Source organism: Niabella sp. ZPM-14 (assembly GCF_055693045.2).
The window spans coordinates 547,545-563,866 of sequence record NZ_CM181148.1 but is presented as its reverse complement, the minus strand read 5'-3'; the positions used below and the strand labels follow the sequence as shown (position 1 = coordinate 563,866).

The following is a 16,322-nucleotide window of genomic DNA, read 5'->3' as shown; positions in this document are numbered from 1 at the left end:
AAGCCGCGGGACCTCACCTGTCAAATTGGGTCCTGTACCATGTAATCCTCTCTTGCTTGTCGTTACTTACTTCTGTTTATTTTCTTCCAGCTTTGAGATCTTTTCGTCTAATGATTCCAGCAGGTTAAGAATGTTTTTTTCGACTTCGATAAGGTCTTCGATTTTGACATGCTCTGTAATCTGAGTGGTTTGTCCGAAAGGTTTAGGATGGTCAGCAACCTTACCTTCCCATGATAATAAAGACTTTCCTGTTTGTCCCATGATTTTTTGGTTTGAGGTGATTAATTTCGGGTGTTTGAAATTAAGTAATTATTTCAATTCCAGTAATATACAGCGAATAATTTTTTTTGACACCGATCTGCCCCATGTTGAAAGTTCTGAGGCGCCGTCATTGTCTTAGCGTTGCCGTTTGCTTCCCGGCTCAGCAGCTCCAATCTTTACGAGGTTAGAAGTTATTCCTGAATTCACTGCCCGATAGAGCCGCGAATACTCGAACGAACGGACCCATTTTTTGCTTTTTCGTGAGTGCGTCGCGTTCATTTTTCATTCCTTCCGCTTCAAGCGTTGACCGACTTTTATTCTCTTATAAGTGATCGCTTTAAGATACAAGGAACATTATTTATGGATTCCTGGCATTCTTTTATTACACTTCCTTCTCACACCCATTCGCAATAGGGGATCATTTTGTATATTCGGTTGGAAATATCCTCTAAATCATTGACTAAAATCTAAACCGATTGATACCATGCTGAACTCCCTGTGGTGGATGGTGCCTTATGTGCTGCTGCTATTCGTGTTTTTAATGCTCGGCCTCCGGTATGGCCATGTTTATCAAAAGAAGCGCAGCTGGGAACATTCAGGTGTAGAAAATGCCATTATCAGTATTTTCGGTCTGATCATTTCCTTTACTTTTTTACAAGCCGGTAATGCCCACAAAGAGCGGTCAGCCAATCTGCATCGCGAAGTCAACAATATTGATATGTTGTATCGTTACAGCCGGGAGCTGCCCGATTCGATGCACCGCTATACACAAACTATGCTGACGGCCTTTTTACATAGCCAGCTGGCTTACGAACAAACAGGCGATGTGACCACCTTTGGTAAGGCCAAAAAATTAAGTGATGCTTACTGGGTAAGGCTAAGGGCCTTCAAAGCCCAGGCCACCCCCGAGCAGGCCGCCACCGCCAATAAGATTGCCGATTATTTCGCGCAAATCATGGAGGCTGTTACCTTGTACGCCTATGCCAACTATGAACGGACGCCGGTATTTATCATGGTATTATTGATCGTAGTATCATGGCTTATCGCATTACTGGTCGGTTTTATGAACGGGATAAGAAGCCGTATTCATTACCTGGTGCCGATCATTTATTTTGTTACGATCTCGCTCACGATGCTGGTCATCAGCGATCTCAACAATCCAAGGATTGGCCTGATCCGGCCACAATATCATCACCTGCAGGCCGCTTATGAGTTTATCAAAAGCCAATAGCGAGCATACCGGAGGAAACGGGCTTTAAAGAATCTTTGCAAACCAGGCGGCCCGATAGATTTTGTATATTGTTTTCCGTTCGATGTTGACATTGCTGTCAGGAAATGCAGACAAAGCATTTTCAAAGCCCCTTAATCAAATCATAATTATATGTGGAAGATATTATTTCTGACGGCCTGTAGTTTTCACTCATTGTTGCTGCATGCTCAACCCGGCCGGAACGCCCCACTGGTCTATACCGATGCTGCTTCGCTGAAGCGGATCGGACAGGCGTTTCCTTTGCAGAATTATCATCGTATTGATACCAGCGCCCACCCGGGCTTCTCTGCCGGCATTAAAAGGCTGCTGACACACAGCGCAGGACTGGTCATCAGCTTTACTACCAACAGTCCGCGCATTGCAGCCAAATGGTGCGTCAGCAGCGCTAAGACAGGCAATAACATGACTGCTATCGCGAGCAAGGGATTGGATCTGTACATTAAAAGGAACGGGCGGTGGGAGTTTGCAGGCGTTGGCAGACCCGGCGGCGTCTGCAACGAATTTGTGATGGTCAAGGATATGGAACCAGGAGAGAAAGAATGCCTGCTATACCTGCCTTTGTACGACGAGATAACAAGCCTTTCTATTGGGATCGATAGCAGCTACCGGATCGCTTCCGGCGCTGACCCTTTTAGCAAACGCGTCGTGATCTACGGATCAAGTATCACGCAGGGCGCATCAGCCAGCAGGCCCGGAATGGCCTATCCCGCAAGGCTTTCCAGGCGCATGGGTATCCATTTTATCAACCTCGGGTTGAGCGGGAGCGGTAAAATGGAAAAAGAAGTAGCTGATATGGTCGCCACTATACCGGCCGATGCTTTTATACTTGATTGCTTTGCGAATCCTTCGCCTGAACAGATTGCCGAAAGAACTAATTATATGGTCAAAGCTATCAGAGCCAGGCACCCGGATGCGCCGATCATTATGATCCAGAGCGTCGTGCGCGAGAACGGTAATTTCGACACAGGAGTGAAGCAGTATGTGCAGCGCCAAAATGACAATGCACGACAAGAGTACCAAAAACTATTACGCGAGGGCGTTGAAAACCTTTATTTCATCCCGGGCGACAACCTGCTGGGCAAAGATCATGAAGGAACAACAGACGGCACACATCCCAACGATATTGGGTTTGACCGGATGCTTCAGGTCATCGAACCGGCCATTACACCGATTTTAGACTAATGATCACTGATAGAAAAATATGAGAAATAATCTGTTTTTTTTAATGGCATGCATCTGTGCTGCATGCAACGCAGCAGCGCAATCTTCACATCCCTTTCCTGTTAAATTAAGAGTAGGTACCTACAATGTCGGGCATTTTAATCAGGGAATGAAGGGTGGACTGGAAGTGCGCGGAAAAGCCCAATATCCTAAAGATACCATAGTGACCGGCAAATTCATCCGGCAGGAACTGCTAAACTGGAAAAGCTGGATCGGCGAGCAAAGTCTCGACATTTTAGCTGTTCAGGAGTGGAATCGGTATTTTGACCAGGATAGCACATTCATAGCTTCGGATGAGCTGCTAAAGCCTTATTATAATAATATTTATTTTGGCGACGAGCACACCTGGATCTATAATGGTATTGCTACCCATTATCATCTTACCCATCTTCGGCAGAAATATTGGTTTGAAGATTACTATGCGTTGATCGCGGATCTGAAGTTGGGAGAGAAGACCGTAAAAATTATTTCCACACATATTCCCTGGCAGGCGAAGGGACATGCGGCGGCCCTGGATGCCCTGATTACTGAATTGAAAAAATATGAGTATTTCATTTGTTTCGGCGATACCAATTCTTCAGACGCTGAAATATTACGCTTCCCTGCCGCTGGCTTCAATATCGCTAATGGCGGGCACCAGGGGTGGTTTGTTACGGCTTCGGGCGGCGTAGCGCTGGACCGGATGAAAGACGGCCCCAATCGACATATCGACAACATCATCACCAGCAAAAATATTAAGATCATGAAAGTGTCGGCTCCCTATACCCGGTTGAACGACATGGACCACCTGCCGGTTATCGCTGATGTGATTATCACCGAATAGTAACCGGGTGATGAAGCTGAAGCATAATGGTTAAAGTATAGAGCTCTAATTAGAGGCTTACCTTCTTTTAAGTTGCTGACAGATGACTTGTGAATGATCTGTTGCTGATAACATTCGCTTAATCGTTTTTAGTATAAAAGGCGTATAAAACTTTTTTTATTTGTTGAATAGTTTGTCAGGTTGCTGATTACTCCTTTCTTTGCCGGCCTCTAAACTACTAAACATGAAAAAAAATGACTTAGTGCTCACAGCACTATTAATGCTAACTACTTTCTTTGTAAAAGCTCAAACTACACTTACCGCCGGCGACCTGGCATTCACCGGTTACAATTCTAACCCCCCGGCCAGTGCAGGAGATATATTTTCCTTTGTCTTACTAAGAGACATTGATGCCGGAACCCGGATCAGCTTTACGGACAGGGGATACCAGGGAGGCTCCTCCTGGCAAGGTGCGGGAAGTACAGAGTCTACCGTAACATGGACAAGTGGAAGTGCGCTGCCAGCGGGAACAGAAATATTTATCTTAGGGCTTACGGCCAGTGTGTACAATCCTGATAACGACCAATCCACTCCCAACGGAAGCGTGGTGCTTACAGAAGGATCTTCAGCCAATGGTCTGTCTTTATCCAATGTTGGGGATCAGGTAATTGCTTTTCAAAGTTCTAATGGTATGATTACCGGTACCGGTTTAACCATGATCGCGGGCCTTAACTATTTTTATGCGCAAACCAGCAGCACAGCCAACTGGAACCAGGGCTCTGCCACGGGCCCCAATTCTTCGCTGATGCCACCGGGATTAACAGGAGGAACAGATGCGTTCTACACCGGGACTACTAATGGAACCGTAACACCTAGTTCAGGAAAGTTCAATAATTGTTCGGGCATCGGCTCTGGAGCTACTCCTGCTACCATCAGGGCCGCACTTATGGATCAATCCAACTGGCAGCTGGACTACAGTTCACCGGGCCTGACGATTCCGGCAGAATGTTCTTCGTTTAGCTTGCCTGTTGTTTTCGGAAAGATAGCCGCATCTGTTAAGAACAATGAACTATCTGTAACCTGGCAAACCCTGGCTGAAACCAACAATGATCATTTTGTAGTTGAAGCTTCTTTAGATGGCAAAACATTCAAAGAGATCGGTACCGTAAAATCTGTGGCTCAAGACGGCAATTCTGACACCCCGATCGATTATCAATTCAGCCTTAGCGCAGATCATCCGGCAATGGCCGCCTTGTTAGGCGCGGGCTTGGTAGCAGGATTGTTGTGCTGCTCCGGAAAAAACAGGAAGTGGTTAGCTATGACCCTGCTGGTAGGTGTATTTGGAATCATGTCTTGCAGCAAAGCAGATGGTCCTGATGTCGACGTTAATGGCAAATGGTATATACGCATTGCCCAGGTAGATATCGATGGTGGAAAGAGTTACAGCAAGGTGCTTTCAGTAGATTTGGAAAAGTAACTTTTTCTGTAAAATTTTTTGATAAAAGAAGCTGTATTAAAAAGGAGAAGGCGGGCATACCGGCACGGACGGATGTCAATTTCTCACTTTTGATACAGCTTTCTTATTGCTTTCAATAGTATTATGAAAGCGGTAGAGCGATGTGCATAAATTTTTCCAGGGCGGTTTTGTTCAGAATCACACGTTTATAATACTAATATTTTTATCATCTATTTTGCTAAATATTTTAGTATTAGTTTTGTGTGATGGGAGCTGTATTAGACGATACCATCGCGCAGTTGCGGCAGGAGATCTTCCGCATGCAGGGGCAGAAGCCTGCTACAGCTCAGTCGCAGGCCAACCCTACATTAGGGCCTGTGCTGGAGGCATTCCCTCAACAGGTATTTCCTACGGGGGCCGTGCATGAGTATGTAACCAGTTCTGTTGCTTCAACAGCGGCTACTACCGGTTTCATTGCAGGCATCCTTAGCGGGCTCATGCATAACAGCGGCCCCGCCGTGTGGATCTCTCCAGATCGGATGCTGTTTCCCCCGGGGTTTACCAGCTTCGGCCTCGAACCTGATCGTATTCTTTTTATTCATGCAAAAAAAGAAAAGGATATCTGCTGGGCAATGGAAACCTGTCTGCAAATGGATGGACTATCAGCAGTAGTCAGCGAGATGCCTCATCTCGATTTCACTATTTCCCGCAGACTGCAGCTCGCTGTTGAAAAGAGTGGTGTAACCGGTTTTGTATTGCGTACCAATCGCAACCTGCATCCCACTGCAGCTGTCAGCAGGTGGCAGATCAGCGCCGCACCCAGTTACTATTCCCGTTTTTTACCCGGCGTCACGCTTCCCTGCTGGAACGTGGACCTGCTGAAAGTGCGGGGCGGCAATATGGGTAGCTGGAAGCTGGTATGGCAGCACGGACGTTTCCAAACGATCCCTTCGGATACCGCTGTCGTTGCTCCGTTAATACCTGTAAGAAAAATAAGTTAGTATGCGCAGCCGGTTTGTTTCCATATCGTTTCCGCATTTGATTGCTGAAGGAATGATCCGCCGCCGGCCGGAGCTGAAAGACATGCCCTTTGTCCTGGCCGCTCCTGATCATGGTCGCATGCGTATCACAGCTATCGCTCCATCCCTGCAGGAACAGGGCATTCATCCCGGCATGGCCGTTGCAGATGCGAGAGCGCTGGTGGCTGATTTGGAGGTCATACAAGATGTGCCTGGCAAAGACCAGCAGCTATTGACCGGTCTGGGACGCTGGGGGGTTCTTTTTACACCCTTTGTGGCAGCCGATCCTCCGGACGGATTGCTTTTAGATGCCACCGGATGCACACATCTCTGGGGTGGCGAGAGCCGGTATCTCCAGGATATACACAAACGGTTAAATGCCTGGGGCTATACCAACCGCATCGCCATGGCTGGAAGCATGGGCACTGCCTGGGCCCTGGCAAGATATGGCAAAGAGGTGATCACTATTGTGCCAGCCGGTCAGGAGCATAGCGCCTTGTCTGCATTGCCTCCGGCTGCATTGCGGCTGGAAGCGGATATCGTCGATCGTTTACACAAGCTCGGGTTGTATACGATCGGTCAGTTTATAGATATGCCCTCTTCGATCTTAAGACGTCGTTTTGGCAAGAGCCTGCCAGAGCGTATCGCTCAGGCGTTAGGCCGGAAAGCAGCGCCATTATTGCCTTTGCAACCTGTAGAGCCTTTCCTGGAACGGTTGCCCTGCCTGGAACCGGTTACCACGCGCTTTGGCATTGAGCAAGCCCTGCAGCAATTGCTGGATACGATTTGTGCCCGGTTGGCGGGGGAAGGCAAGGGTTTGCGCAAAGCAACCTTCAAAGCATGGCGGATAGATCATGAGGTGCAATCCATCGGCATTGGCACACATTTGCCTTCACATCAGCCTGCACATCTTTTTAAACTCTTCGAACTGAAAATTGATCAGCTGCAGCCCGACCTGGGATTTGAGCTGTTCACACTTGAAGCGTCCCTGGCAGAAAAGGTGCAACCCTCCCAGGAAGCTTTGTGGCATCATAGCACTTTAAGTGATCAGCGGTTGGCGGAACTGCTGGATCAGTTAACGGGCAAACTGGGTAACGGCACAGTGCATCGCTATTTGCCCGATGAACATTACTGGCCCGAACGGTCTTTCAAAGAGGCGGCTCATCTTGGAGAGCAGCCTGCGACCACCTGGCCCGATCGCCCGCGACCCGTGCGGTTGCTGGCACATCCGGAGCCTGTGCAGGTAGCGGCGCCCATACCTGATTATCCTCCCATGCATTTCCGGCACAAGGGCAAGCTGCATACCATCAAAAAAGCAGATGGACCCGAGCGCATCGAAACGGAATGGTGGCTGGCAGATGGAGAGCACAGGGATTATTACGTGGTTGAAGATGAAACCGGCGCCCGCTACTGGCTGTTTCGCCTGGGGCATTATGACGGCAAGGCTCCCCATCGCTGGTTTCTTCATGGATATTTTGCTTGACGAATGTGAGTTTTGGGTCTTTGTATTGGATACTAAACGCGCAACACCGTCATGCCGGACGCAGCCAAGGGAGATGCCTTTTTCTCCTTCTTGGTCGGATTCTTTGAATTCGATAGCTATTGGATGACGCAGCTTGAATGGAATTTATGATAAGGAAAATTCAGAACTCACGATAACTAACATCAGGATCATGCGATATACGGAATTACAGGTTACCACCAATTTCAGCTTCTTGCGCGGAGGTTCTCATCCTGAAGAGCTGGTAGCGCAGGCCGCCGCATTGGGTTATACGGCTATTGCGATCACTGATCATAATACACTGGCTGGTGTGGTTCGGGCACATACTGCGGCCAAAGCCAGCGGCATCCGCATCATTGTAGGTTGCTGCCTTGATTTGCAGGATGGCCCGTCGCTGCTGGCTTATCCCACCGATTTGAATGCTTATGCCCGCCTGTCTCACCTGTTGACTACGGGTAACATGCGTACAGAAAAAGGGAAGTGCCAGCTTTATAAATCCGATGTATATGCGCACCAGGAAGGAATATTATTTGCTGTCGTGCCGCCGGCCCGATTGAATGCAGACTTTGATTATGATGATGCTTTCAAAGCGTCTTTACAGGAGTATGGCCAACAATTAAAAGGACAAGTGTACCTGGCAGCTACACGTTCCTACCAGGGGGATGATATAAAAAAATGCTACCGGCTGGCACAACTGTCCAATGCCTATCACATCCCTTTACTGGCCACTAATGATGTGCATTACCATGATGCAGAACGCAGGCAATTGCAGGATATCCTTACGTGCATACGGGAAAAGCGTACCATTTATAATGCGGGTTACCTGCTTTGTCAGAATGCAGAGCGTTTCTTAAAACCTGGAAAAGAGATGCTGCGCCTGTTTCGCGGATATCCCGATGCCATTGCCCATACACAGGCCATCACTGAAGCCTGTCATTTTTCCTTAGATGAATTAAAATATGTGTACCCGCAGGAGATTACGACGGAAGGACGTACGCCCGATGAGCAGTTAGCTTACTTCGTTTGGCAAGGCGCTGCAGAAAGATTTAAAGGTGACATCCCTGAAAAGATCAGGCAGTCTATCGAATATGAGCTGGATTTCATGAAGCGTAAAAATTATGCCGCTTACTTTTTGACGATCTATGATTTTGTACAGTTTGCCAGGAACAACAAGATCCTGTGCCAGGGACGTGGCTCTGCTGCCAACTCGGTGGTCTGTTATTGTCTGGGCATTACTTCTGTAGATCCTTCGCAGTTTAAATTATTGTTTGCCCGCTTTATGTCGGATGCCCGTGATGAGCCGCCTGATGTCGATGTTGATTTTGAGCATGAGCGTCGCGAAGAAGTTATGCAATACATCTATGAAAAATTCGGCCGCGACCGTTCGGGCATTGTGGCTACAGTGACACAGGTGCACTACAAAGGTGCTGTAAGAGATGTAGGGAAGGCCATGGGGCTTTCCACAGATATGATCGATATGTTGGCGGGCTGCAGTGGCACGCATGGTGAAGGTGTCCGGGAAGAACGTGTACGCGAGCAAGGATTGAACCCGGATGATCCGCATCTGCGGAAAGTGCTGGAGCTGACCCGGCAATACATCGGTTTCCCGCGACAGCTGGGGCAACATACCGGCGGATTCGTTATTTCACAAAGCAAGTTGTCTTATTTGTGTCCTATTCTCAATGCCCGTATGAAAGACCGCACCAATATTGAATGGAACAAAGATGATATAGACGCGCTGGGCCTGTTAAAAATAGATGTGCTGGCCCTGGGAATGCTTACCTGCATCCGGAAATGTTTTGACCTGGCCAAAGCACATTATGGTCTGGATCTGACATTGGCCAATATCCCTCAGGAGGATTCAAAAGTATACGACATGATCTGCCGTGCAGATACCATCGGTGTCTTCCAGATTGAGAGCCGTGCGCAAATGTCGATGCTGCCCCGGTTGAAGCCTCGCAAATTCTATGACCTGGTCATTGAAGTAGCAATCGTCCGACCCGGACCTATACAGGGGGACATGGTGCATCCTTATTTGCGCCGCAGGAACAATGAGGAAGAAGTTTCGTATCCCTCCGAAGCTTTAAAAGAAATATTGAAAAGAACGTTGGGGGTTCCGCTTTTCCAGGAGCAGGCCATGGAGATCGCTATTGTAGCGGCAGGCTTTACACCTGCTGAAGCCGATGCCTTGCGCAGGAGCATGGCTACTTTTAAGGCAAAGGGAATGGTGAAGCAGTTTCATGATAAGCTGATCGGCGGCATGGTGAAAAACGGTTACGCACCGGAATATGCAGAGCGTGTCTTCAAGCAGCTGGAAGGGTTTGGTAGTTATGGTTTTCCCGAAAGTCATGCGGCCAGCTTTGCTTTGTTGGTGTATGTATCCAGCTGGCTCAAGTGTCATTATCCTGATGTGTTTGCAGCAGGGTTGCTCAATAGCCAGCCAATGGGATTTTACGCGCCTGCACAAATCGTTAAAGATGCGCGGGATCATGGAGTGGTCGTGCGCCCTGTAGACATCAATCATTCGCAATGGGATAATACCCTTGAAGAAAAGGAAGGCGCCTATTGTGCTTTGCGGCTGGGATTCCGGCAGGTAAAAGGGCTTGGCGAAGCCGAAATGAACAGGCTGGTAACAACAAGAAAAAAACCGTACACCAATATCAACGAGTTGCTGGATGCAGGCCTATCCATTGCTGCCCTGGAAAAACTGGCCGATGCCGATAGCTTTCGTTCGCTTGGCCTGGACAGAAGAAAAGCATTATGGGAGATCAGCGCCCTTGCCGATCACCCGGAAGGTGTGTTCAAAGGATTGCCTTCAGAAAGCACTTTAGAAACACCTGTCTCCCTGCCTGAAATGACAGCAGCAGAACATGTGGTGCAGGACTACAGCAGCACCACACTATCTCTCAAAGCCCATCCTGTAAGCTTTATCAGAAAACAATTGATGCAGGATCATATTATTTCAACCGCAACCCTCAGCACTTTGCCGGATGGCGCTTATGTAAAAGTAGCAGGATTGGTACTGGTAAGGCAGCGGCCAGGCACTGCATCAGGCATCTGTTTCATTACTATCGAGGATGAGACCGGCACGTCGAACCTCGTAGTATTTAAGCATTTATTTGAAGCCTACCGCAAAGAAATACTGCAGTCCAGGCTGCTCGTGGTTTCCGGTAAACTGCAACGGGAGGGATCTGTGATCCATGTCGTAGTAAAAAAATGTTTTAATGGATCGTCCTACCTGCGTGCTTTAGTGCCACAACAACAAGCGGACCCCCAGGTACAAGCACTTTGCCGTGCTGATGAAAAAGATGGCACACTCCATTCCCCGGATGGGAGCAGAGCGCCTGCTAAAAAAATGATTCAAAGCAGCTTGTTTCCCTCGCGTGATTTCAGATGATAGGAAGCATGCATTTTTAACACTACCAACCCATTGTTGATCAGCAGTCCTTCCGGAGGATAGCTGGTACTGTTTTTGAGCCTTACCCGTGAAACAATAGCCAGTGAATCTTTATCAAGTAAGCCACAAATAAGCATGAATAAAAAAAATATTGTCGTTATCGGTGCATCAATAGGTGGCTTCGAGGCACTGCAGGAATTGGTAGCGGGATTACCGCAGGATCTGCCAGCCAGTATCTTTATTGTTTGGCATATGAGCCCTGATGCCACGGGTATCCTCCCGGACGTACTTAATAAATTTAATACGTTACCTGCTATGAATGCGGTCGATGGAATGGCTATTGAAGAAGGACGTATTTATGTAGCGCCGCCGGACCGGCACCTGATGCTCGAATCCGGGCGCATACGGGTTACATCCGGTCCGCGCGAAAACCGGTTCCGACCGGCCATTGACCCGCTGTTTCGTTCTGCTGCATATGTATATGGTCCGAAGGTTATTGGCATCATACTTTCAGGCGCACTGGATGATGGCACTGCGGGCTTGTGGCTGGTGAAGTATTTCGGGGGCACAGCTATTGTTCAGCATCCCATGGATGCAGCCGTATCTTCCATGCCGGAAAATGCTCTTAGGGAAGTAGCTGTAGATTATTGTACTTCCGCTGCTGAGATCTCGTTATTACTAAGCGAGCTCTGTACCAAACAAGATGCTGTCACTCCAGACCCTGTCAATTTAACTATGGAAGAAAATAAAAAAATCCAACAGGAAATCCGCGTAGCGAAAGGCGATAAGGCTGCCGCAGAGGAGATCAGGGAGCTGGGACATCCTTCCTCTTTCTCTTGCCCTGAATGTCATGGAGTGCTGTTTTCTCTTCAGGAAGGAGGCCGGACCCGTTACCGATGTCATACCGGGCATGCCTATTCTTCAGACACCTTGCTTTCCAGTATTACTGAATCCATTGAAAACGGCTTCTGGAGCGTAATCAGGAGCATAGAGGAAAGCGTGATGATGCTGAACAAAACAGGCGATCATTATGCAGAACGCAATGCACCCAAGCTTGCGGCGAAATATTTTGAAAAAGCAAAGGAGGCGGGCAGGCGTCTGCAAATACTGAAAGAGCTGGTGAGTTCCAATGAACACCTTAACAATGAACGTATTGAATCCGATGCATTGTGATCACTTTAAAAATGTGAATAATGGGGGTTCTGTAGAGCTCCTGTTGTTATATTTGTCTCCGGTGCAGATCCGGCAGGGTTTCCGGGATGCACTATAATTTAATATCGAATGAATAATTTTCTGATTGTGGGTATCGGCGCGTCGGCGGGGGGAGTACAGGCTTTACGGTCTTTTTTCGACGCAACGCCGGTCCAATCGGGTATAGCCTACGTAGTGATCCTGCATCTTTCTCCGGATCATGACAGTCGCCTGGCTGAAGTATTGCAGCAGTCTACCAATATGCCTGTATTCCAGGTGGTGGAAAAGGTAAAGATCGAGCCAGATACGGTGTATGTCATTCCGCCGAACAAACATCTTCGCATAGAAGACGGGCATATTGCTGTAGATGTCAATATGAATATTGCAGACAGGCGCGCGCCTGTAGATATTTTTTTCCGTTCTCTTGCTGATGCCAACGACGGACAATCAGTAGCAATCGTACTTTCCGGCACCGGCGCTAATGGATCGATGGGATTGAAACGCATCAAAGAGCGGGGTGGTGCCGTGTTTGTACAAAACCCCAGGGAAGCCGAGTTCAACGAGATGCCGCGCAACGCCATTGCTACCCATATGGTGGATGAAGTGCTGAATATTGCAGCGATGCCTGCCAAGATTATAGCCTATCGGGATTCTCTTAACACTATTCATATACCTGAAGAGCCGAAAGACCGCGAAGAACAGGATCAGCAGGCGCTCCGTTCTGTGTTGATAGAGCTGAAATTGAGAACCGGTCATGATTTTTCCAATTATAAATTGCCTACATTACTGCGTCGCATTGAACGCCGGATCCATGTCCGCGCCCTGCCGCATTTATCGGCCTATTCACAGTTCTTATTACAACATCCCGAGGAAGTCTATGCACTGCTGAAAGACCTGTTGATCTCGGTGACCAACTTTTTCCGTGATGGCGCACCGTTCGAGGAGCTGGAAAAGACGCTCCTGCCCAAGATCATCGAAAAGAAATCCGCCCAGGATCACCTGAGGATCTGGGTGGCCGGTTGTGCAACAGGAGAAGAGGCTTACAGCATCGCCATGATCTGTTCCGATCTGACGATGGGTATAGTAGATGCACCCAAGATCCAGATATTCGCTACGGATATTGATGAGGCCGCTATCGCAGTGGCGCGCGAGGGATTTTATACGCTGAACGACGCAGCCGATATTTCGCAGGAACGGTTGAACCGGTATTTTACCAAAGACGGTGAAGGCTACCGCGTGCGACGGGAATTACGCGAAACAGTGCTGTTTGCCAATCATAACTTTTTAAAAGATTCTCCGTTTTCGCGGATTGACCTGGTGAGTTGCCGCAATGTGATGATCTATCTCAACAGGGCAGCGCAGGAACGGGTTATTGAAGCTTTTCATTTTGCATTGAGACCGGGCGGCTTTTTGTTGCTCGGTTCATCGGAGAGCGTTGATGGCGCCAACGACCTTTTCAGCGCCTACAACCGCGAGCAACATATATGGCAAAGCAGGCCGGTGGTGTCGCGGACGATCATTGTTCCGGAAAGTATTCCCAAAGTTGAATTGCCCCAGTTGCCCGTCAAAGTGGCTCCGCGGCCGCGCAATCCGAGTCGTATCTCATTTGGGGAATTACATCAACAAATGGTGGAATTATATGCCCCGCCGTCTTTGATCGTTAATGAAGAATACAATATTTTACACATCAGTGAACACGCCGTCCGCTATCTCAATTTTGTAGGAGGTGAGCCCAGCCAGAATCTTTTGCATGTGGTACATGAGGACCTTCGTGTAGAAGTACGCAACGCCCTTTACCAGGCCGGGCAACGTAAAACGGCGATCAGTGCCTTAGGTTTAAAGACGCAGATAGATAACTATGTTCAAACCCTGAATATCCATGTGCGACCTGTGCCCGAACGGGCGGAGACGGTTCCTCAGGGATATTTATTAGTCATCTTCGAACCGATCTCCGAGCAGGTGCAGGAAGGACCTTACGTGTTGACAGCCGACGAGCCGGCAAGCCGCCACCTGGAAGAGGAAGTCTTGCGATTGAAGGCTCAACTGCGGAGCAGCAATGAACAGCACGAGTTTGCAGCCGAAGAATTGAAAGCCGGTAATGAAGAATTGCAGGCGATGAATGAAGAGCTGCGGTCGGCCACCGAAGAACTTGAAACGAGCAAAGAGGAACTACAAAGTATCAACGAAGAATTAAGCACCGTCAACCAGGAACTAAAAGTAAAGGTCGAGGAGTCCAGCATTACCAGCAATAACCTGCGGAATATTATTAACTCCACCGACTTTGGTACCATCATCCTGGATCGCGCCTTCCGCGTAGTGCTTTTCACGCCCGCCGCCTGTAATATATTTAACCTGATCCCGGCTGATCAGGCCCGCCCGATCTCTGATATCACCAACCGGCTACTAAAAGACAACCTGGTGCGGAGTGCAGAAAAAGTGCTGCAAAGCCTTCACGGGATGGAACAGGAAATGGAAACTATAGATGGCCGCATTTATCTTACCCGGCTAACGCCTTATCGCACCGATGAAGACAGGATACAAGGAGTGGTCATTTCTTTCATTGATATTACTGATCGCAAGAAAGCTGAAAAGGCCTTGCGTGCCGCCGAAGAATGGCGCCGTTACATCCTGGAGAGCGCTACCGATTATGCGATCTTTACATTTGACCTTGACAGGCGCGTGAATACCTGGAATATCGGAGCACAAAATATGTTTGGTTATGATGAGAAAGAAATCATGGGAAGGAAAGGGGATGTCTTATTTATTCCTGAAGACCGTGAAAGGGATGATCCTGCGCGTGAGGCGTCAATGGCCCTGGAGGAGGGTCGTGCAGAGAATGAGCGCTGGCATTTGCGCAAGGACGGTAGCCGCTTTTGGGGATCGGGTCTCGTACATCCGCTCCGCGATGAAAGCGGGAGCCCGATCGGGTATGTAAAGATCATGCGTGATCTTACTTCAAAACGATTAGCGGAGGAAACACTGCGTGCCAATGAAGCCCGGCAAACTTACCTGGTCCAGCTCAGCGACGCATTAAGGCCGCTTACAGCGCCAGGGGAGATTAAGCAAACATCGGCAGAGGTGATCAAAAAACATTTACTGGTAGACCGGGTATTTTATTACGAGCCCGGCTCTATCAATGACCAGCTGAAAAAGCGCTCGGGTGAAGAACGCGCATCAGCGCCCGTTATGCATTTGAACATTTCGGACTTCGGTCCCTACGTGGTAGCGGAATCGGACGCAGGACAAACCGTGGCGGTAAATGATACCTCCACCGACCTGCGCCTCCCGGAGGTAGAAAAGGCGTTGTATGAAGAACAAGACATCAGGGCGTTATTGTCCCTGCCTCTGATCCGTGAAGGCAATCTCATGAGTGTATTAGTATTGGATCAATCCACCACGCGGCAGTGGACACGCGAAGAGATCGCCCTGGCCGAAGAAACCGCTCATCGTACCTGGTCCGCTGTGGAGCGTGCCAGGGTTGAAGAAGCCTTGCGCAAAAGCGAGCAGAAATTAAAACAATTGTTACAGCAACGGGATGAGTTTATCGGTGTCGCCAGCCACGAACTCAACACACCCGTGACCAGTATTAAAGCCTACTCCGAAATTGTGCAGGAGCGTCTCGAAGAGGTTGGCAATAAAGATGATATCGAACTGCTTCAACGGCTGAATTCGCAGATCGACCGGCTCAGCGTCCTGATCCGGCATCTGCTCGATACGACCCGCATATCAGAAGGGCAGCTGGAACTGGTAACCGAAGAGATTCATCTTAATGAGCTGGTCCTGGAGCGGGTGGAGGAAATCAAAAGAACCTCCAATCACAGTTTCGACCTGCAACTGCAGGAGTTGCCCCCGGTTATTGCGGACCGGGAGCGTATCGGGCAAGTGGTCACGAATCTGCTCTCCAATGCCATTAAATATTCTCCGAAAAATTCCAGGATCACTGTTTCTTCAGAAGTGATAGGAGAGAAGGAGGTGAAAGTAAGCGTGACGGACGAAGGTTATGGCATCCCGGAAGATAAGGTGGAAAAGATCTTTGACCGGTTCTTCCGGGTTACAGCCAATAATATGCATACATTTCCCGGAATGGGTTTAGGCTTATATATTACGGCGCAAATCATAAGGAAGCATGCGGGCAGTATTACTGTGCAAAGCGAAGAGGGTAAAGGATCCACCTTTTTCTTCCGGATTCCTTATAAAAAATAAC

10 protein-coding genes are annotated in these 16,322 nt (G+C 48.6%); 9 read left to right on the top strand and 1 reads right to left on the bottom strand.

Translation table 11 applies throughout. The features are described from left to right. Positions 1 to 66: 66 nt before the first annotated feature. The gene (locus ACU37H_RS02115) at positions 67 to 261 is read right to left on the bottom strand and encodes a hypothetical protein (protein ID WP_472702710.1); all 195 of its coding nucleotides are present in this window, start codon (positions 259 to 261) and stop codon (positions 67 to 69) included. A gap of 484 nt (positions 262 to 745) precedes the next feature. On the opposite strand from ACU37H_RS02115, the gene ACU37H_RS02110 reads away from it, so the two are divergent. The 9 genes from ACU37H_RS02110 (at position 746) to ACU37H_RS02070 (ending at position 16,321) form a co-directional block, all read left to right on the top strand. Then, positions 746 to 1,492, top strand: coding sequence for a bestrophin-like domain (locus ACU37H_RS02110; RefSeq protein ID WP_472702709.1), 747 nt, complete (start codon positions 746 to 748; stop codon positions 1,490 to 1,492). Positions 1,493 to 1,642: 150 nt separating this feature from the next. Further along, positions 1,643 to 2,713: an SGNH/GDSL hydrolase family protein gene (locus ACU37H_RS02105; RefSeq protein WP_472702708.1), complete on the top strand. Its 1,071-nt coding sequence runs from the start codon at positions 1,643 to 1,645 to the stop codon at positions 2,711 to 2,713. A gap of 19 nt (positions 2,714 to 2,732) precedes the next feature. After that, positions 2,733 to 3,575 carry an endonuclease/exonuclease/phosphatase family protein gene (locus tag ACU37H_RS02100; protein WP_472702707.1) on the top strand — a complete coding sequence of 281 codons (843 nt, stop codon included), beginning with the start codon at positions 2,733 to 2,735 and terminating at the stop codon, positions 3,573 to 3,575. Positions 3,576 to 3,798: 223 nt separating this feature from the next. Then, positions 3,799 to 5,031, top strand: a complete 1,233-nt coding sequence (locus tag ACU37H_RS02095; RefSeq protein WP_472702706.1) for a hypothetical protein — start codon at positions 3,799 to 3,801, stop codon at positions 5,029 to 5,031. A gap of 245 nt (positions 5,032 to 5,276) precedes the next feature. After that, the gene (locus tag ACU37H_RS02090; RefSeq protein WP_472702705.1) at positions 5,277 to 6,011 is read left to right on the top strand and encodes an ImuA family protein; all 735 of its coding nucleotides are present in this window, start codon (positions 5,277 to 5,279) and stop codon (positions 6,009 to 6,011) included. Between the two features lies 1 nt (position 6,012). Beyond that, the gene (locus ACU37H_RS02085) at positions 6,013 to 7,512 is read left to right on the top strand and encodes a Y-family DNA polymerase (protein WP_472702704.1); all 1,500 of its coding nucleotides are present in this window, start codon (positions 6,013 to 6,015) and stop codon (positions 7,510 to 7,512) included. A 190-nt stretch (positions 7,513 to 7,702) separates the two neighbouring features. Next, complete coding sequence (locus tag ACU37H_RS02080) at positions 7,703 to 10,927, top strand: error-prone DNA polymerase (protein WP_472702703.1); 3,225 nt, start codon at positions 7,703 to 7,705, stop codon at positions 10,925 to 10,927. A gap of 135 nt (positions 10,928 to 11,062) precedes the next feature. Then, positions 11,063 to 12,100, top strand: a complete 1,038-nt coding sequence (locus ACU37H_RS02075) for a chemotaxis protein CheB (protein WP_472702702.1) — start codon at positions 11,063 to 11,065, stop codon at positions 12,098 to 12,100. 108 nt (positions 12,101 to 12,208) lie between these two features. After that, entirely contained in the window at positions 12,209 to 16,321 is a 4,113-nt protein-coding gene (locus ACU37H_RS02070; RefSeq protein ID WP_472702701.1) for a CheR family methyltransferase, read from the top strand. The last annotated feature ends 1 nt before the right edge of the window (position 16,322 follow it).